General features: G+C 46.8%; 14 protein-coding genes and 1 tRNA gene. 12 read left to right on the forward strand and 3 right to left on the reverse strand.

From position 1 onward, the window contains the following. The first annotated feature begins 217 nt into the window (after positions 1-217). Both BM202_RS08490 and BM202_RS08495 read left to right on the forward strand, forming a co-directional pair. Positions 218-289, forward strand: a tRNA-Gln gene (locus BM202_RS08490). 250 nt (positions 290-539) lie between these two features. Then, complete coding sequence (locus tag BM202_RS08495) at positions 540-1514, forward strand: SMP-30/gluconolactonase/LRE family protein (protein WP_093824898.1); 975 nt, start codon at positions 540-542, stop codon at positions 1512-1514. A gap of 278 nt (positions 1515-1792) precedes the next feature. Here BM202_RS08495 and BM202_RS08500 read toward each other — a convergent pair whose 3' ends face one another. Continuing rightward, positions 1793-3811 carry a M13 family metallopeptidase gene (locus BM202_RS08500; protein WP_093824900.1) on the reverse strand — a complete coding sequence of 673 codons (2019 nt, stop codon included), beginning with the start codon at positions 3809-3811 and terminating at the stop codon, positions 1793-1795. 611 nt (positions 3812-4422) lie between these two features. Between BM202_RS08500 and BM202_RS08505 the strand changes: the two genes are divergently transcribed. From BM202_RS08505 to BM202_RS08535, 7 genes are all read left to right on the forward strand, one after another. Then, entirely contained in the window at positions 4423-4686 is a 264-nt protein-coding gene (locus BM202_RS08505; protein ID WP_093824901.1) for an RNA polymerase sigma factor, read from the forward strand. 35 nt (positions 4687-4721) lie between these two features. Further along, positions 4722-5006: a RagB/SusD family nutrient uptake outer membrane protein gene (locus BM202_RS08510; RefSeq protein WP_245776573.1), complete on the forward strand. Its 285-nt coding sequence runs from the start codon at positions 4722-4724 to the stop codon at positions 5004-5006. 133 nt (positions 5007-5139) lie between these two features. Then, complete coding sequence (locus BM202_RS08515; protein ID WP_093824903.1) at positions 5140-6795, forward strand: glycoside hydrolase family 28 protein; 1656 nt, start codon at positions 5140-5142, stop codon at positions 6793-6795. A 213-nt stretch (positions 6796-7008) separates the two neighbouring features. Then, on the forward strand, positions 7009-8016 hold the full coding sequence (locus BM202_RS08520; protein WP_093824905.1) for a pectinesterase family protein: 1008 nt from the start codon (positions 7009-7011) through the stop codon (positions 8014-8016). 4 nt (positions 8017-8020) lie between these two features. Continuing rightward, positions 8021-9694, forward strand: a complete 1674-nt coding sequence (locus BM202_RS08525) for a glycoside hydrolase family 43 protein (protein WP_093824907.1) — start codon at positions 8021-8023, stop codon at positions 9692-9694. A 25-nt stretch (positions 9695-9719) separates the two neighbouring features. Next, positions 9720-11024: a nucleoside hydrolase-like domain-containing protein gene (locus BM202_RS08530; protein WP_177236538.1), complete on the forward strand. Its 1305-nt coding sequence runs from the start codon at positions 9720-9722 to the stop codon at positions 11022-11024. 197 nt (positions 11025-11221) lie between these two features. After that, positions 11222-12175: a hypothetical protein gene (locus BM202_RS08535; RefSeq protein WP_093824909.1), complete on the forward strand. Its 954-nt coding sequence runs from the start codon at positions 11222-11224 to the stop codon at positions 12173-12175. Between the two features lie 43 nt (positions 12176-12218). Here the strand turns inward: BM202_RS08535 and BM202_RS08540 are convergent, their stop codons facing one another. Then, on the reverse strand, positions 12219-13667 hold the full coding sequence (locus BM202_RS08540) for an FG-GAP repeat domain-containing protein (RefSeq protein WP_245776574.1): 1449 nt from the start codon (positions 13665-13667) through the stop codon (positions 12219-12221). A gap of 571 nt (positions 13668-14238) precedes the next feature. Between BM202_RS08540 and BM202_RS08545 the strand changes: the two genes are divergently transcribed. Further along, the gene (locus BM202_RS08545; RefSeq protein WP_177236539.1) at positions 14239-15966 is read left to right on the forward strand and encodes a tetratricopeptide repeat-containing sensor histidine kinase; all 1728 of its coding nucleotides are present in this window, start codon (positions 14239-14241) and stop codon (positions 15964-15966) included. A gap of 380 nt (positions 15967-16346) precedes the next feature. Here the strand turns inward: BM202_RS08545 and BM202_RS36620 are convergent, their stop codons facing one another. After that, a complete protein-coding gene (locus tag BM202_RS36620) occupies positions 16347-16775 on the reverse strand; it encodes a hypothetical protein (RefSeq protein WP_143100666.1) in 429 nt (142 codons plus the stop codon). A gap of 1326 nt (positions 16776-18101) precedes the next feature. On the opposite strand from BM202_RS36620, the gene BM202_RS37175 reads away from it, so the two are divergent. Then, entirely contained in the window at positions 18102-18353 is a 252-nt protein-coding gene (locus BM202_RS37175; protein WP_177236540.1) for a hypothetical protein, read from the forward strand. After that, positions 18346-18606, forward strand: a complete 261-nt coding sequence (locus BM202_RS36625; protein WP_143100667.1) for a hypothetical protein — start codon at positions 18346-18348, stop codon at positions 18604-18606. Before BM202_RS37175 ends, BM202_RS36625 begins: the two co-directional genes overlap by 8 nt. The last annotated feature ends 65 nt before the right edge of the window (positions 18607-18671 follow it).

Consider the following 18671-nt stretch of genomic DNA (forward strand, 5'->3'; position numbering starts at 1 on the left):
TCTCATATCAATAAAGGTAAACTATTGAGAAAGTAGAATCAAATTTTGCCGAGGAGATGTTTTATGTGGCAATTAGTCTAAAATTGACCCTCCTCTGAAACTGGTTATAGGCTGAGACTGGTTACGCTTGAATCAGGGAACTTGACAACTTGATCCACCGTTAGCTCAGTGCAAAGCAGAAATTACGGTCGCTGCCAGTCAATCTAAATACCTCAATTGCCGGATAGTATAGCGGTTATTACCCCCGACTCTGACTCGGGTGACCTTGGTTCGATTCCAGGTCCGGCAACTTTCTCCCCAGTTTACAAATAGCGAATCTTTTCCGGCTCTCCTGATTAATCACGAGCTGTTTCACTACGTTCACAAGCAGCCGCTACGTTGATTTGATAACAAACTCCTAAGTCCTGGCAGGTTTTAGGGCTATTTTATATGGCCTGACAGCAGAGTTAAAAATCCATTAAAAATCTCGAACAAAACTAACCTACGGATGATTAGTAGAGGACACGCTTATTAACATGTGTGCACTCTGTCTATCCGTTATGAAAACAAAGTACGTGCTCTTTACCTTCTTGGGAACAATTGGTGCCGCACTGACGGCCTGCGAAGACCACCAGCTCAGCCCAAATGCTTCGTTTCCTGAGCGGATCAATTTTGTGGCTCCTCGTCAGTATCCTGAGGGCATTGCATATTCGGCCCAGTTGGATCGGTTTATTGTTTCATCCATTACGCAGGGTAAACTGGGCACAGTCGATATTAACGGCAATTATGCCGATCTGATAACTCCGCCCGAATTGATTAGCAGTATGGGCGTCCGGGTAGCGGATGGCCACATACTGGTGTGTAACAGTGATCAGGGGGTTTCGATCAAAAGTACGCCACAAACGGCTACCAAAACTGCCGAATTACTGGTGTTTAACCTCAATACGCTTCAACTCGAACGCCGAACAGATCTTGACGATTTGTACAACAGTCCCCGCCATCTGGCCAACGACCTGGCTATACAACCGGACGGAACAGTCTACGTAACGGATTCCTTTGCCCCAGTCATTTATAAAATAACATCGACAGGTCAGGCTAGTGTGCTGGTTGAAAATCCTTTATTCTCAAGTGCTACGTTTGGCCTCAATGGCATTGTGTATCACCCCAATGGCTACCTGATTGTGGCCCAAACCGGTGCCGGAAAATTATACAAGATTGACTTAAAGAATAACAATGCCATTTCGGAAGTGGACAAATTGCCAAATTTGCCCGGCGATGGACTGACCCTGCTCAACCAGGATTTATATGTGGTAACCGGAAGTGGCAGCCGGGTAGCGCAGGTGCGGAGCACGGATGATTGGAAAACCGCATCTATTATAAAAACGGATGAAATCGGCTACAGCCAGGCCACCACAAATGTTGCCGTAAATGGGAGTGTTTATACCCTCAATGCCCGTATCGGGGAGATTGGCGCTGCTATGGGTAATGCATCGTTGCTACAGGCCAAAGAGTATAGCATTCAGAAGTTTAAGTAAAGGATACTATACAAATAGATGCCTTTTCGATTTACCAAGGCTGTCATCTTCGCCCGATTGACGGCAAAATGGGCAATGTCAGCAGACATTGCCCATTTTGCGTTACCTGTAGAGTGATGTAGAAAAGCTAGTATTTCAATGTTTCAGGACTTGCCCAGGCAGTTGGCTGACTAATCCTGAAAACAAATTAGACGTTTAACTAAACAAACGATAGTCAAGCAGAGCTTAAATAGATCAGGGAATAACGCTCACTCGTCTACTTAACGTCCGGCCAGACCTTACCAAACGATTATCCTTTCTTTTTCAGGTTTATACATTTTATCCCCTGGTTGTACACTAAAAGCGTTGTAGAAAGGCGTGAAGTTCATCAGTGGGCCGTTCACCCGCCACTTGGCAGGTGAGTGTGGATTGGTATTTACATACATACCCATAAATGCATCCCTGGTTTTTACGCGCCAGATCCGGGCTATCGAGATAAAGAACCGTTGATCGGGAGTGAAGCCATCCAGTTGGGTCGTGCTTTTTCCCTGCTCAGTCAATTTAAAGGCGTCATAAGCAATGGCAACCCCTGCAATGTCGGCCGTATTCTCACCTACTGTCAAGGCTCCTTTTACGTGCACGGAATCCAGTACGGTAAACGAATTGTATTGGTTAATAACCTGTTGAGTTCTGGCTTTGAATTTTGCGTAGTCCGATTTGGTCCACCAGTTAGTCACGTTGCCATCTTTATCAAACTGGGCACCCTGATCATCAAATGAGTGGGTTATCTCGTGACCAATCACCATGCCTATGCCGCCATAGTTCAGCGCATCATCGGCATTCACATCGAAGTAAGGGGATTGTAAAATGCCGGCCGGGAAAACAATTTCATTCAGCGGAGGATTGTTGTAAGCCGTTACCGTGGGTGGCGTCGTATGCCACTCCGTTCGGTCGACCCGCTGGCCCACTTTAGCCAGGCTGTAGTCATACTCATTTTTAGTAGCCGCCAGCCGGTTTTCAAAGTAATTATTTCTGCTCACGGCCACCGTCGAGTAATCGCGCCATTTATCGGGGTAACCAATTTTCTGATTGAAGGCATACAGTTTTTCTTTGGCCTTTGCCTTGGTAGAATCGCTCATCCAGTCCAGCTTGTTAATGCGGGCTTCGAAGGCTGTTTTGAGGTTGTCGACCAGGACAGCTATCCGTTTCCTGGCTGCTTCTGGAAAATACTTTTTCACATACAACTGGGCCAGGGCATCGCCCAGCGAGCCATCAACCGCTTGTGTCATTTCTTCGGCCCGTGTTTTCTTTACGGCTTGTCCGGTCAAAATTTTTGCATAGTCAAACGACGCATCCACAAACGGCTGGCTTAAGAGATTCGCATAGTTGGTCAGCGCATGCGCTTTTAAATAGACTTTCCAATCATCGATGGGAACGGACGTTAACATCGTATTCAATTGATCATAATAAGCTGGTTGGCCTACGTTGACCGAATCAGCCTTTACGCCTAAGTTGTTCAGCAACGTAGTCCAGCTTAGGGTAGGCTGCTTCTGTGACAGGTTGGCAACCGACAGTTTATTGTAGTTCGCCTTAACATCCCGGCGTTCAATATTGGTCCGATGAGCCATGGCGAATTGATTTTCTATGACATAGACAACGGTGGCGTTTTTCCGGGCAGCCGTGGGCTCCGTGCCGATCAATTCAAACAAACGGGTGAGATAACTTCGGTACGCGTTTTGAATGGAGCGGGTTGCCGAATCGGTCTTGACATAATAATCTCGTTCCGGTAAGCCAATGCCGGTCTGACTAAATTGGGCAATATTGATCGTACTCTGTTTATTGTCAGGGCCAACGTAAAAACCAATGATGGACCGATTTCCTACTTTTTGTTCATCAACCACTAATTTCAGCAACGAAGGGGCATCCATTACTGCATCGATACGGGCAAGCAGGGGCTTAATGGGTTCATACCCGCGTTTATTAATGGCAACTGTATCCATGCCTGAGGCATAGAAATCGCCCACCTTTTGTTCGATGCTCCCGGCTGGATGCTGGCTTCCCGAAATACTGTCAAGAATGGCTTGCAGCCGTATGCGCTGGGGGTAATTCATAAAGGAGTAAGACCCGACGCCGGTTTGACTGGCCGGTATGCGGGCAGTATCGTTCCAGATGCCGTTGGCGTAGGTAAAAAAATCATCCCCAGGTTTTTTGGATACGTCGATTCCGGTTAGGACGACGCGTTTTGTGTTCGGAATAGAAACGCGTTGACAGGCTCCTGCCACCAACAGGGTCAGCGCTAAATAGAATAGTTTTTTCACGGGTTGTACTAAATAGAGAATTATCAATGGATACCGGCTAATTCACAACAAAATCATTGAATAAATCCGAATGGAGAACGTGCTTCGAAACCAATTAGCACCGATCAGGAATGGTCCCTGAGAACACTTCCAAAGCTAGTCAATAAGGTGCACGGATGCTAACAAGCTGCGATTGGCAAAGATAGAGTTCAGCTCGGCACTATGCAGGGCTGGATGACATTTTACGGATTTTATTTACCCATCAATAACAGGGCGGGGCTAACGGAGCTAGTCACCCGTATAGATACAGAGCCGAGCAAGATTTGCCGGGCGGATTTAGACAAAAAGCAGGTAGTATAACTATATGAAAAATACAATTCAATAGATTCTGCCTACAAGCCGAACGAGGTCATTTGCAGCTATGAAAATCTTAATATCAAAGCAATTAGGGAATATTTCAACGCGACGGCAACGTTCCCGGTAACGATTGCACAGAAATAATTAAACTTTTGATTGGGATAGTTAAGTAAGTTATAGAAATTGATAGGTAGGTTATAAAAACTTGACCGCTCAACCAGTAGACATCTTCTGGGAAAAGTTCAAACCAAAGCCAGTCTGTCAGCTCTTTATCCATGAAGCTCAAACCGCTATCCGATGAGATAGTACCAATCCGCCTTCACATTGGAGATGAAGTTGCTTCTCAGAAGATTTATCAACGGTATTGGAAAAAGCTGTATAACATTGCCCGGCATAAAATTGACTCGAAGGATAGGGTCGAAGAACTGGTGCTGAATATATTTCTTAAAATATGGGAGCGACGTAGTGAGTGCTGTATTAACTGGCTGGATGCCTGTCCGTTTACGACCGTCCATTATGCAACGTTAATGGGACCGTAAACGATAACCTGCGTTACCCAAGCCTGTTGACGTTTATGGACCCGGCATGGGCTAGCTTAAACGAAGCCCAAAGTGCCCATGATGTATTTGCGATACGTCTGGCCGACGTATACCTGATTGCTGCTGAAACGCAGATGAAGGTAGGCAATTTGCGGGCTGCCGATTATGTCAACGTGCTACGTACCCGGGCTGACAAAGCCGGTAAAGCAGGCGCCATGCAAATTACATCGACGCAGTTGACCCTCGTTTTATACGGGATAAACGCGCCTACGAACTGGCTGGTGAGCCAATCCACTGGTTGGCGAAGATGTACGAACTAACAGGTTCCTCAGGTAAACCAACTAACAAATTTTAAACGCAAAACCACAGAGAAATAAGCCATTAAAAATCACTCTTTTATTATCTGTGCCGCACCGGCGGACTGTTCTGTATTTAAAATTTTACCCGCTTATTATGAATAAATTGTCATTTAAAATCGGCCTGACTCTATCGGTATTGACCAATTTAGCCGTCCAGGCCCAGACTGCTCCCACGTACAGCTGGACGAATCTTCCGAAAATTGCCCAACCCGCTTTTCGAAAAGATACCGTGAGCATTCTGGCGTTTGGCGCTAGGCCTGATGGTGTTACGTTAAATACGAAGGCCATCAATGCGGCTATTACGGCTTGCAGCCAGAAAGGAGGTGGTGTGGTGCTGGTACCCAGTGGCCTATGGATGACCGGCCCGATTGAGCTGAAAAGTAATGTCAATCTACATCTGCGAAAGGCTGCTACGTTGCTGCTGACGCCAGACAAGAGCCAGTATGCGCTGGTCGAAGGCGTATATGAAGGCAAACGGGCAGCCCGGAATCAGTCGCCTATATCGGGGACCAATCTGGAGAATGTTGCCATTACGGGTCAGGGAATCGTTGACGGCAACGGCGATGTATGGCGGGCCGTAAACAAAGGCCAGCTAACCGAAAGTAAATGGAAAGAGAAAGTCGCATCGGGTGGCGTTTTGAAAGACGATGGAAACGTCTGGTATCCGAGTGAGCAGTTCAGGAAGGCGAGCACAGAAAACCGGAGTATGCTGCTGTCGGTGGAAAAACCGCTTCAAAGCTTTGCCGATATGAAGGACATGCTACGGCCTAATCTGCTGGTGTTGACCAGTTGCAAAAAAGTACTGCTGGAAGGTGTTACGTTCCAGAATTCGGCCGCCTGGTGTATGCACCCTTTAATGTGTCAGGATCTGACCATCCGAAACGTCACCACGAAAAATCCCGAATACGCCCATAATGGCGATGGGATGGACATTGAATCCTGTAAAAACTTCCTGATCGAAGGCTGTACGCTCGATGTCGGCGATGATGCCATCTGCATTAAATCCGGCAAAGATGAAGAGGGGCGTAAGCGCGGAATGCCAACCGAAAATGGCATTATTCGAAATAATACGGTCTATAACGGGCACGGTGGTTTCGTGGTCGGTAGCGAAATGAGTGGCGGAGCCCGCTACATTTTCGTGTCTAACTGCACCTTCATGGGTACCGACAAAGGCCTGCGATTTAAGTCAGTACGGGGTAGGGGCGGGGTGGTCGAACATATCTACGCCAAAGATATTTTCATGAAAGATATTGCCGGAGAAGCCATCTTCTTCGACCTGTATTATTTCGTCAAATTTGCGACAGACGGACAGCGCGACGAACGCCCGGTCATCAATGAAGGAACGCCGGTTTTTCGGGACATGAAGTTTGAAAACATCGTCTGCAACGGTGCCAAGAAAGGTGTGTTTATTCGGGGACTGCCCGAAATGGCGGTCAAAAACATCGTCATGGAAAAGATGGTGCTGGAAGCCGACAAGGGAGTGGAATTAATCGATGCAAGCGGCATTCGGTTTAATAATGTCCGGCTCATCACTAAAAGCACAAAGCCCGTTATTCTGGTCGATAACAGCAGTAATTTAACCTTCGACACCATTCAATACGATCCGCAGGCCAGTCTGCTGTTTTCCATAAGTGGCGAACGTAGTCAGGACATTCAGGTGAAGAATACGGATATGGCTAAAGCCCAAACTAAAGCCGAGTTCAGCAAGGGTGCGCTGGAAAAGAATCTGATTCTGTCCTCGGCTAAATAAAACCTTCTGCATGACTTGGCCTTCATCAATTAGAGGCTATTTGAAAATAGTTTTTGACCGGTCTGAACATACCCCCAACCCCCTAAAGGGGGCTTTGCTCACTCTCGCATTAAGCCCCCTTTAGGGGGTTGGGGGTATGTTCAGACCGGTCTCTTAACTGAATTGCGAGCCCGGAAGGTTATTAAACCTAATGAATTTTCTATTTCATTACAAATGAAACAACTGCTTCTTGTTAGCTGCTTATTGATCTATGTCACACAGGGGTGGGGCCAGGCGATCTTATCCCCTACGTCCCCGGTGTCGTTTACCGTGGCTCAGGATGGGAGTGGCAACTACAAAACCATTCAGGAAGCGGTCAATAGCTTCCGCGATCACATGCAGGTTCGGGTAACGCTGTACATTAAAAACGGTATTTACGCCGAAAAACTCGTCATCCCTTCCTGGAAACCCAACATTCACGTCATCGGAGAAAGCAAAGAAGGGGTAATTATTACGGGTAATGACTATTCAGGAAAAGACTATCCAGGTGGAAAAGACTGGACGGGTAAAGACAAATATAGTACGTATAATTCCTACACGGTGCTGGTCGATGCGCCGGATATTAGTCTGGAGAATCTGACGATTCGGAACACCGCCGGGCGGGTTGGACAGGCCGTTGCCCTTCATGTGGAAGGCGACCGGTTTGTCTGTAAAAACTGTGTGTTATTAGGCAACCAGGATACGTTGTATGCTGCCGCCGAAGGGAGCCGACAGTATTACGGAAATTGCTATATCGAAGGCACAACCGACTTTATTTTCGGTAAATCGATCTCCGTTTTTCAGTCATGCACGATCAAAAATCTATCGGACTCATTCATCACGGCGGCTGCTACGCCAGCGTATCAGTCTTATGGGTTTGTTTTCTTCGACTGCAAACTCATTGCTGACCCTGCCGCTCAGAAAGTCTATCTGGGACGGCCCTGGCGCCCCTACGCGAAAACGGTCTTTATCCGCACCGATATGGGAAGCCACATTTTGCCGGTAGGCTGGGACAATTGGGGGAACAGAGCCAATGAACAAAGCGTCCTTTACGCAGAATACGGTAGCACAGGACCCGGCGGAGATAGGTCGAAACGCGTAGCGTGGTCGAAGAAACTGACGGCCAAAGAAATACGACAATATACAATCGCCGGTATTTTCTCGGAGAAGTCACCCTGGATACCCACCGTTGCCCATCCTTGATCGTATGAAGTTCGTATCAATCAGTAGTTTAGTTGCCCTGTTTTCATTTTCGGCGGTCGCGCAAACGACCCCGGCGCCAATACCTTACGTATCGAAGGTGTGGGTGTCTGATGCAGGGAATGGTACCTACAGGAACCCCGTCCTGAACGCCGATTACTCGGACCCTGATGCCTGCCGGGCGGGTGATGATTATTATCTGGTTTCATCGAGTTTTGATGCGATTCCTGGTTTGCCGATTCTGCATTCCCGCGATTTGGTCAACTGGACCCTGATCGGTCACGCGCTGAAGCGCCAGCCACCATTCGATCATTTTGAGAAAACCCAGCATGGTAACGGCGTATGGGCACCAGCTATCCGTTACCAAAAGGGTGAATTCTACATCTATTATCCCGATCCTGATTTTGGTATTTACGTAACGAAAGCCAAGAATCCGGCTGGTCCCTGGTCGGAGCCGGTGTTGGTAGAGGGCGGCAAAGGCTTGATTGACCCCTGCCCGCTTTGGGACGATAACGGACAGGTGTATCTGGTACACGGTTGGGCAGGAAGCCGGGCAGGTATCAAAAGCATCCTTACGGTCAAGAAATTGAATGCCGGTGGGACAAAGGTGATGGATGAAGGCGCCATTGTGTACGACGGTCACGAAACTGACCCCACGATTGAAGGTCCGAAAATTTATAAACGTAACGGTTACTATTACATCTTCGCTCCGGCGGGTGGCGTGCCAACGGGCTGGCAACTCGTGCTACGTTCCAAAAGCATTTATGGCCCTTACGAACGCAAAGTGGTCATGGATCAGGGTAAATCCCCCATCAATGGGCCACATCAGGGCGCCTGGGTCGACACAAAACCCCTGAATGGCAAACCCGGTGAGGACTGGTTTCTGCATTTTCAGGATAAGGAAGCGTATGGGCGCGTGGTGCATCTGCAACCGATGAAGTGGGTAAACGACTGGCCGGTTATTGGCGTCGATACAGATGGCGATGGAAAAGGGGAACCTGTCCTGACCTACAAAAAACCAGCGGTTTCGGCCAAAGGCTACCCAATCACTACCCCTCCTGAATCGGATGAATTTAACGCTACAACGCTCGGACTTCAGTGGCAGTGGCAGGCAAATCCGAAAGGAATCTGGCACACCACCAGCCAGCAGGGTTTCCTGCGCTTGTATGCCTATAAGGCACCCGATGAACCCAAAAACGCCTGGGACGTACCAAATTTGCTCCTGCAGAAATTTCCGGCTGAAACCTTTATGGTAACAACGAAGCTTACGTTCAAGCCGAATCCTAAGCTGGAAAATGAAAAAGCAGGAATGATTATCCTGGGGATGAGCTACGCTAATCTGGCCTTAAAAAGCAGCAAAGATGGACTGACGCTGGTGTACGGCGTTTGTAAAAAAGCATCGGAGGGGAAACCGGAGGAGGAAACGGTGCTTACACGTATCAGCGCCAATACCGCCGTTTACCTGCGCGTGCAGGTGAGCAAAAACGCTACGTGTCAGTTTAGCTACAGCCTGGATGGACAAAATTTCACGAAAGCGGGCGATGGGTTTCAGGCCGAAGTAGGTCGCTGGATCGGTGCTAAAATGGGTATTTTCGGTACCCGTACTACCCAGACCAACGACTCCGGTTACGCCGATTTCGACTGGTTTCGGGTGGAACCTGTACCGGGCGTAACGCCATAAAGACTAGCTTTATCCGCCACAAAACATGATTAATAAGAAAAATAAATCTGTTTTCCTGATTTTACTAATCTCGGTATTCATTGGTTTAGTGGCTGGGTTTCGTCCTTCGGATGAGGGTAAAATGGATACCAAACCCAGAGTTATCATCAGTACGGACATCGGCGGAACGGATGATGATGATTTTCAATCGATGATCCATTTTCTGATGTATTCCGACCGCTTCAACACGGAGGGGTTGATATCGTCGCCATCATACGGCAATGGCAAAAAGAAGGATATTCAGGATATGATCGACCTGTATGCGAAAGACTGTCCCAAGCTGAACGCACATGCCGACTTTCCCGAACCTGACTCGCTGAGGGCTGTTTGCAAACAGGGGGCCTTTGGCAATGCCCCCTATACAGGTTGGCGCAGCGCGACCGAAGGATCAGAATGGATCATACAATGTGCCAGAAAGAAGGCCAGCCAGCCGTTGTGGATACTGGTTTGGGGCGGGTTGGACGACGTAGCGCAGGCGCTTCATGATGCGCCCGACATCAAAAATAAGATCAGGGTTTATTGGATCGGCGGTCCCAATAAAAAGTGGAGCGTCAATAGCTATGCCTACATTGTGAAGAACTTTCCTGATCTGTGGTTCATCGAAAATAACGCTACGTACCGAGGTCTATTTGCCAATATTAGTCCAGTGGATGAAGCTACCGCTAATCAGTATTACGACCAGCATATTCACGGATCGGGGAGTATGGGCAAGCGGTTTGAAAATTATTATAAAGGCGTGATCAAAATGGGCGATACGCCATCGCTACTCTATGCCATGGATAGCGGGCTGGAAAATCCCGGAAAAGAAAGCTGGGGCGGAAGCTTTTCGAAGATTGACTACAGCACGCGTCGTATCGTTAACCGCAATACCACCAGCAATGATTCAGTGCCGGTTTATTCTATTATAGAGTGGCATTTCAAAGGACCTGTTATCACGTTTCCCGTCGATTCTTCCTGTTTTACCTTAGAAATTTTGGGGCAGCAATGGCCTGGCTACTACGTTGGAAAAGGTAAGTATGTGGCCCGCTATTCACCTAAAAAATCGGAGACGTGTATCTACAAAACCACCAGCAAAATCCCCGGCTTTGCTGTGCAGTCGGGTCAGTTTGTCGTCACGAACCACTGGCCTGGCAAACGCTCACCGGATGATTACCCATTAGGGACTACCTGGTACAGCGACAGGCCGGAAGCCGATCTTTTTTTAGGCGACCAGCAAGGTGGCCGTACAATTTACAAATGGCGCCAGAAGTTTCAGGATGACTGGGCCCGGCGATGGGCGTGGCTACAATAACTTGTTGAACCAGCATAATGTCAACTCACTCACCATCATGCTGGCGCTTAAGGGTATCAGGTAGAGACTGAACGTAGTACCCTTTTCGGCAAGTAAGTGAATAACGGAGACTGTAGAATAATAAAACCTTCGTTGTGTATTGTTCTACAATCTCTATTTTGAATGTCTTAACAAGATAAATAATGCACGGTTGCCTTATGAGAAATAACTTCGTTATTCATTTGTGTTTCGTCTTTTTGCTAATGCTTTGTCGGGATGGTGCTTCGCAACCTTCCACGGATAAGTATGCGTCCCGGCAGCTACTGTTACGTGACGAGGGCCTCTCCAAACTGAACTACATAGACCTGGCTCATCCCGAACGAAACTTCTATGTATCCATTCCGGTAGGTCGGGATCTGCAACTGATTGGCCAGGGGCGGGTGATGATTGGCACCGGCAAAGGTTACGAAGAACGGGACATTAAAACGGGTGCCAAAGTCGCTGAACTAACTACCTTCGACGGAACCATTGCCGCCCGACGTTTACGCAATGGGCATACGATGCTCGTGGGCTTGAACTGGCAGGAGAAAAAAGGCATCGTGCTGCTTGAAGTGGATCAAAACCAGGCGGTGCAACGCGTCATAAATTATCCGGACTTTAGCTACGTTCGGCTTATTCGGGAAACGGTAGACGGTAATTTTCTGATTACGTCCAACGATCGGGTCTTTGAAGGTAAACCGGATGGTTCTATCATCTGGCAGGCACAGCTTGCGAAACAGGCCAAAGCGCAGCATGCCTGGCAAGCGCAACGATTGGGTAATGGCTATACGCTGGTAAGTGGTGGTTATTCTGCTAATTTCCAGCGATTCGACCAGAAAGGCGTTTTAGTAGACAGCATTAGTGGGCCACCGACCGTACATCCCGATTTTTTTGCTGGTTTTCAGGTCCTGACGAATGGGAACTGGGTAGTGGCTAACTGGCAGGGACACGGGCCCGGACACGGCGCCAGTGGTACGCAGATACTGGAATACAATCCGGCCGGTAAGCTGGTCTGGTCGTGGAAACAAGATCCCAACCAGCAATCGTCCATACAGGGTGTACTGGTATTGGATGGACTGGATATAAACCGCCTGCATGTGGAAGATGCACAGGGACGGTTGGTGCCGAATTAACGAGTCTACGGTATGATACGGCCAACTTCGTTAACCGAAAAGCCTACCGGATTGTGTTTTCTAACACGATGACAGAAGGCCCTGTCGACAGCCATTTTTTACCCAGGCCGGTGGTGTCTCCCTGGGGTAGGAAATATACGAAAGAACCCAGAACGAGATCAATATCGCCATCGGCATCCATGTCGCCAGCATCCATTACGGCCCATCTTCCCTTCGAGGATTCGGAAAATGAATAATCGTCAAATTTTAAATTTCCCTTATTTTTCAAATAGATAAAGCTTTCCTCCGGGTAGCGAAGATAGTCCGGAAAAAACGAAATAGCCGCTATATCCAGGTCACCATCCAGATCATAATCTCGAACCAACGCTTTATAAGCGCCATTCAATTGGTAGAAATATGATTGCCTAAAGTTGGATTTTCCATCATTGAGAAAAATATAAATACCGTGATACTTCTTTAAAGTAGGTGTTTTGTCGGCATTGTCTCCACAAACATATACGATGTCATCAAACCCGTCTTTGTTAAAATCGGCCAGTTCCATATGCTGCGACCCATTGAGTGGCAGGAAGGATAGCAATCGTTTTTCCTGGAACTTCCCCGATCCCTGGTTTTCGTAGAGAAAAATTCCCTCATCACCCTGCGCCATGAGCACATAAATATCCATCAGCCCATCGTTATTAGCATCCTTAATAATGGCTGTGCTCGCTCCGGGTTTATCGCGTAAAATCCGTTTATCATATCCCCCTCGTCCATTGTTGGCATACCAGGCTAACTGGCCGGTTTGGTTGCCAAACTCACAGGCCACTACGTCCTCAAGCCCATCGTTAGTCAAATCGCCGTAGGCCATAAAAACGGGTCGCCGTAAATTGGGAATAGCTATTGTCCCTGCTGTGTAGCCTGGCTCCGATCCATTTTTCATGAATCGGAGCAGGGTACCATTGGGAGCATCCGTTGGAAAAACGCCTTTTCCAATTGTGGTCAGGTATAAATCATTGGCTTTTTCATGAAAATGAATAGGCGTTGATTCCAGCCTCATGCTATACTTCTCCCGAAAATCGGGGGTCAGACAGGTTAAAATATTGCGTCTACTTTTGCCATCACCAAATAGGATCCCCTGATTATCAGGAAGAATTTTGACCATAGTGGTCAACGAGGGACGATGCGAAAAAGACGGTTCTTTATAGGTGAAATTCGGTAGTCCTATCCGAATCTTAGTTTTGCGGAGGGGCGGTACGATAGTGTCTGGCGAATTCTCGAGATAATAGTTCTCTATTTTGCGCCAATCCGCTAATGCCAGAATTGGCCTTTCTGGAAAGATATTGGCCTCACGCACAATGGAACCGCTCAGGCCAGCATCAAACAGGCTGTCGGGTCTACTACCACCGCTGTATATGCCCATCCGATGCCCCATGACCGGAAGCACATCTCTCCAATACGTTTTTGTCAATAAGTCGGGGCTTACAAACGCGTGACACCGACTACAGTGTGCCATCGACAGTTGTTTGCCAGATAGGGCTGAAACGGGTATGTCATCAAATTGAATTTTATCATCCTGTTTTTTAGCCGTGCATGAAAAAAGAAGATAAAGTAAAAGGCAAAAGAGGAGTCGTTGTCTCATATATTGTGTCATCCGTTCGTCAGACGCTTATCACCATACGTCACGTTTAACTCAACGTATCTGGTGAACCGATACCGGCTGCAAATCGGTATCCTGTTTTGGTCTGGGATGCGTAACCGTAGGATAAGTATACTGATTGTACCGTTTCACGCATCTGATAAACCAGAATTAGCTGGCAGTTACATTATTTTTACTAAGTTAGATGTTCTTTTTGGCGTCGTGCAAGAAAAGATTATCTGATGAAATAGTACGGGGGTTCTATAAAGGCAGCTCACCCACAAAGCAATCTGTATGTCTTTGGTACTGTAGTAGCTTTTTAACTGGTAGTGGATATATGCTTCTACGTACGCTTTTTTTTATACTTCTGATCACGCCTGGCCCCCTGTATAAGGCAGTTGCCCAGGTAAAGTTAACGGACAGTTTGAGGCACGAGTTGACAGGGGTAATGCAAGATACAAGCCGGGTGCTCCTGCTCTCGGAACTATGCCTGCAATATCGGTTATCCAACCCTGATTCGGCTATGGGCTTTGGACAGCAGGCGTTACAGCTAGCCCGACAGATTGATTATACTAAAGGAGAGGTCGATGCCCTGGGGAATATTGGGTTTGTCATGCGTGAGATAGGCAATTTGCCCAATGCCCTTAAACTGGAATTCAAAGCTTATCAACTAGCCCAGGCCAACGGTGATTTTTACGAAATGGGTCGTATCCGAAATATCATTGGCAATATTTACCTAGACCTGAAAGACTTTGATACAGCCCTTACGTATTACCAGCAGGCCAGGCAGAACCACACGCTGGTTCGTAACCAGATTGGGTTAGCCATCACTGAGTCAAATATTGGCAGTACTTATGAGCAGATGAATCAGCTGGATTCCGCCTGGACCTATGAATACAGGGCGTATCAGAACGTATTGCGCTTAAACCTGATTAACAACCTGCCGTATGTGCTGCGGATTCTGGGCAATATTCAGACCAAATGGGGTGACCTTGGGCTGGCTATGACGTATTACCAGAAGAGCAAACAGGTTGCCGTCAAAGAGAATAACTTACGTAATGTAGCCTTTGCCAATATGGCTATCGCTCGCTTATACTCCAGGAAGAACCAACTGGATTCGTGTCTTTACCATGCCAAAATCAGCCTGGAGGAAAGCCAGCAAGGATCGTATAAACGAGGTGTTTTAATGGCCAGTACCCTGCTGGCAGAAACCTATCAGTATGTTAATGACCGGGAAGCACTTCGTTATTATAAATTGGCGGCCGAAACGAAAGATTACCTGTACGGCGAGGCAAATTTTCAGGCGATCCGAAGCATAGCCTTTGATGAACAGGAACGCCAGCGTGATCTGGAGTCGGCTCAACTGAAGTATCAACATCAGGTCAGACAGTATACCCTGCTGATCAGTCTGGCCATTCTATTGGTAATTGCCCTTATTCTTTGGCGCAATAATTTACAAAAGCAGAAAGCGAATGCCTTACTGTTTCAGCAAAAGGTAAAAATTAGCCAGCAGTCTGATCAACTGGCCTTACTGATGCAGGAGTTGCATCACCGGGTGAAAAACAACTTTGCTATTGTGGCCAGCCTCCTTAATCTACAGTCGCATGGGCTCAAGGACGAAAAAGCTATTCAAGCCATGCGGGCTGGACAGCAACGTATTGAAGCGATGTCATTAATTCATCAGCGACTCTATATGACGGATCAGCTTACGTCCGTCAATATGGAAGAATATCTGACGGATTTGGCCACAGGCCTGATGCAGGCTTATGGGTATCATTCAGCTAATTTTGAACTGGTATTTACCATTGAGCATAAACAGCTGGACGTCGATGCAGCTATGCCGCTGGGTTTGATTGGAAACGAACTGATCACAAACTCGCTTAAACATGCTTACGGTAACGTACCACAGCCCTGGTTAGGAATCGGTTTGTTTTGGGATAAAAGCGACCTGGTGCTGGAAGTACATGATAATGGGTCTGGTCTGGATCTAATCAATTGGGGGAAAAATGGAAGTCGGATTTCGTTCGGTAAACAACTGATTGGTTCCCTAAGTAATCAGTTGGGAGCTCGGGTTGAGGTGCGCCAGCAGGGAGGTGCCCGCTTCCGGATCTACGTGCCTGGTACATCGTTAAAAAACGCTCAGATACCCTTCCCCGCACAGAGCATCCTGGTATGAGCTAACTTGACCCAAGGATTTTCGCCTGGATCTTTTAGTCAAAAATATAAGGCTGGACCTGCTCCATTTGACTGAGAGGTTTTTGAGTAGATTTAACGGCTAGTCACTGCTGTGGATCATCTGAGTATTCTGTATCTGGCAGACGGACAAGATGTCCCCGGTCCAGATCATTTTTTTGTAAAGGTCATCACCAATCTGTTTCAAATCGGCAATACGTGAATCGTAGTACCAGCGATTTTTAACTCGGCTTGATCCCCGTAATTGACAGCCGACAATAGTCACTACGGCAAAAAAGCTGGCTGCCGACGACGGTTTATGGCAATACTAAGATATAGCGCAGGGAGACACCTTTGCTTGACCAGCCGATATTAGAAGAATAGCTATTGACGGGGCGTGCTACCAGACGCTGATTGAGACCTTTTACTTCCCTGGCGAGTTAAGCTTTTGGGCTTGCGTTTACTACTGGGAGCGGTCATTCCTGTAGAGGTTGATAGAGCCGGTAGGGGAGCCGGGCTACCACTCTGACCGCTGGCTCCATCGTTGGTAGCGCTCCCATTAGAGCCATCGACGGTTGCGCTACTCGCAGCAGCCGAACGCTTCTTACGGCCTGCGGATGAACCTCGATCAATTCGATCGTTACCGACAGCCTCTGGATCAGAGGTGGTCGAAGACCCAATCGTTGATGCATTCGTGGTATTATTGACGGATGACCCAGGCTGGGCACTCGTGGCTTTTCCTATGGTTTGTGCCCGGGTATGGAAGCTGTATAAGGTTAATAATAGGGCTCCAAGCAGGTTTACGTTTTTCATGAGCTTACATTGACTTAGTTCTTCACCTGGATAAACCGCAATTCTAAGCGGTTTGATTAAAAAGTATACGAATGGATGTGCTGGACAGGCAACTCGCTAAAGCGTCCGTCATTCTGGTAGACTAACAGCTGAACCAGGCTAATCGATTGGTTTTACTTAAGGGTGAGCATTATTGATAAGCGATTTCGAATGCTTTTAGGCTATCTGATCCTGTCTGGTTGGTGAAATTAGCCTACATCATCAATTGAACCGTACCAATTCATACTTTTTTTGACTACTCTACAGATGGTAGGAACGCGGAAGGTGCCAGCATTGGGGCCGAGTGAAATCTTGACGCCGTGTTAAACTACGGCCCCAGTGAATGTAAGTGCTACGTTGTTGATCGTGGAAAGCTCACCACGATCAACAACGCCGATGCCAATAATCTGCAAGGTAAAGCAACACAATTGAAGATGGTCTGGGTTGCTGATCAGGATTATTACCTTCTAAACAGATTACATTTTTGGCCAGTAGAGAATTTTTCTCTTCCAGGGGAATACTTACAGGTTTACCGTAGTGACTGGAGCCGCCTAACTCGACTGATGAAAAGCAAGTCAAGAGGGAGTTAAATCAACTCCCAAATCCACAGACCCGCTAATAGTAGGAGTAGGCTGGCAAGAATAAACACGAGTATCCAGAGTCCTGGATGGGGAAGGTATGATTTCGTATCCATACCTTATAGACTGCCTAAAATCTAAATAGTCACAAAAGCCTATATGAATGTTCCCGAAAAATTCGATGAATAAATATATTTATCATATGTATTTTACTTACTTATATGTGAGAAAAAGATTGGAGACGATTCTCGGGACTAAGTCGAAATAAGAGTATGTTACTTATTTTTCAAAATGTTATTTAAAGGAGATAAAATACGAATTTGCTATGCACTTAATAAAGAGCTAACAATGACAGGTACGGCTTTTAGGCAGTACTTGGCACAGCCAAGGATCAAATGAACAGGTATTAACTTCCGGACTTAATTTTTTCTTTATAAATTTTAAAGATGCGCTTTGAAGAGTTATTTAATAAATAACTCTAATTACCAGCTATAGGCTATATGTTACCAAAATGTTAGAAATAAATTACATTATAAAAAAATAGTATTTATTGGTGTTATTATGGTCAAGTTTTTAAATAATTTATTTAACTAATTAGTATTATGTATATTTGACTTATACCCATTTCGCTAAATATATGATGTTACCCTATACACATACTCTACCTGGTCTTTACCGATACTCGTACCCCACTTTTCTAGATACCCCGCAACAAATTTGTATTCATTTTTTGACCCCTGACCGACAAAAAGCATTTGTTAGTTATCCTCATCATCGGAATCACAAAGCGGCTCAACTTATTGATGTGAGTTGGTTTGACTCCGTAGATATGGTGAAACTGGATGGACATCCCCAGTTAATGCACTTTTTGAAAGTAATCCTTCCTGTGTGGTTTAGCAATAGTGGTCCCAAGTTAGTCACGGAGGATTTGCTCATTGATTGCCTCGATGAATATGTTCTCAGACCACTTCTTTATGCGTAAGTGGGTTTATGATGGAACCTGTAAACACCCTAAGCGACTCCATATTAATAACCAGATGCCTGCCTGTGCCAGTTGCAACATCAACAGACACGCCATGTCGTTAGAGGAATTTAGACGGCTTGTAGGCGGCTTTTTTACCTCTCCTAATCGGGACTCGGTCCAGTACCGAATTGCCAAGCGCTACGGATTCATTGGGGAACTAACCAAGCCCGTGGTGTTCTACTTTGAATCATGGGCTGATGAAAATCAGTAAATTATTTTTGGCTATATGGTTGAGAAAAGATTCACTTTAACTGTCAGACGAGTATGGATATAGTA

Source organism: Spirosoma endophyticum (assembly GCF_900112365.1).
Classification (GTDB): Bacteria; Bacteroidota; Bacteroidia; order Cytophagales; family Spirosomataceae; genus Spirosoma; species Spirosoma endophyticum.

Excerpts from the sequence above, each read along its gene's own strand:
- BM202_RS08495 (WP_093824898.1), top strand. The coding sequence starts at position 540 with ATGAAAACAAAGTACGTGCTCTTTACCTTCTTGGGAACAATTGGTGCC.
- BM202_RS08505 (WP_093824901.1), top strand. The coding sequence starts at position 4,423 with ATGAAGCTCAAACCGCTATCCGATGAGATAGTACCAATCCGCCTTCAC.
- BM202_RS08510 (WP_245776573.1), top strand. The coding sequence starts at position 4,722 with ATGGACCCGGCATGGGCTAGCTTAAACGAAGCCCAAAGTGCCCATGAT.
- BM202_RS08515 (WP_093824903.1), top strand. The coding sequence starts at position 5,140 with ATGAATAAATTGTCATTTAAAATCGGCCTGACTCTATCGGTATTGACC.
- BM202_RS08520 (WP_093824905.1), top strand. The coding sequence starts at position 7,009 with ATGAAACAACTGCTTCTTGTTAGCTGCTTATTGATCTATGTCACACAG.
- BM202_RS08525 (WP_093824907.1), top strand. The coding sequence starts at position 8,021 with ATGAAGTTCGTATCAATCAGTAGTTTAGTTGCCCTGTTTTCATTTTCG.
- BM202_RS08530 (WP_177236538.1), top strand. The coding sequence starts at position 9,720 with ATGATTAATAAGAAAAATAAATCTGTTTTCCTGATTTTACTAATCTCG.
- BM202_RS08535 (WP_093824909.1), top strand. The coding sequence starts at position 11,222 with ATGAGAAATAACTTCGTTATTCATTTGTGTTTCGTCTTTTTGCTAATG.
- BM202_RS08540 (WP_245776574.1), bottom strand. The coding sequence starts at position 13,667 with ATGGCACACTGTAGTCGGTGTCACGCGTTTGTAAGCCCCGACTTATTG.
- BM202_RS08545 (WP_177236539.1), top strand. The coding sequence starts at position 14,239 with ATGCAAGATACAAGCCGGGTGCTCCTGCTCTCGGAACTATGCCTGCAA.
- BM202_RS36620 (WP_143100666.1), bottom strand. The coding sequence starts at position 16,775 with ATGAAAAACGTAAACCTGCTTGGAGCCCTATTATTAACCTTATACAGC.
- BM202_RS36625 (WP_143100667.1), top strand. The coding sequence starts at position 18,346 with ATGCGTAAGTGGGTTTATGATGGAACCTGTAAACACCCTAAGCGACTC.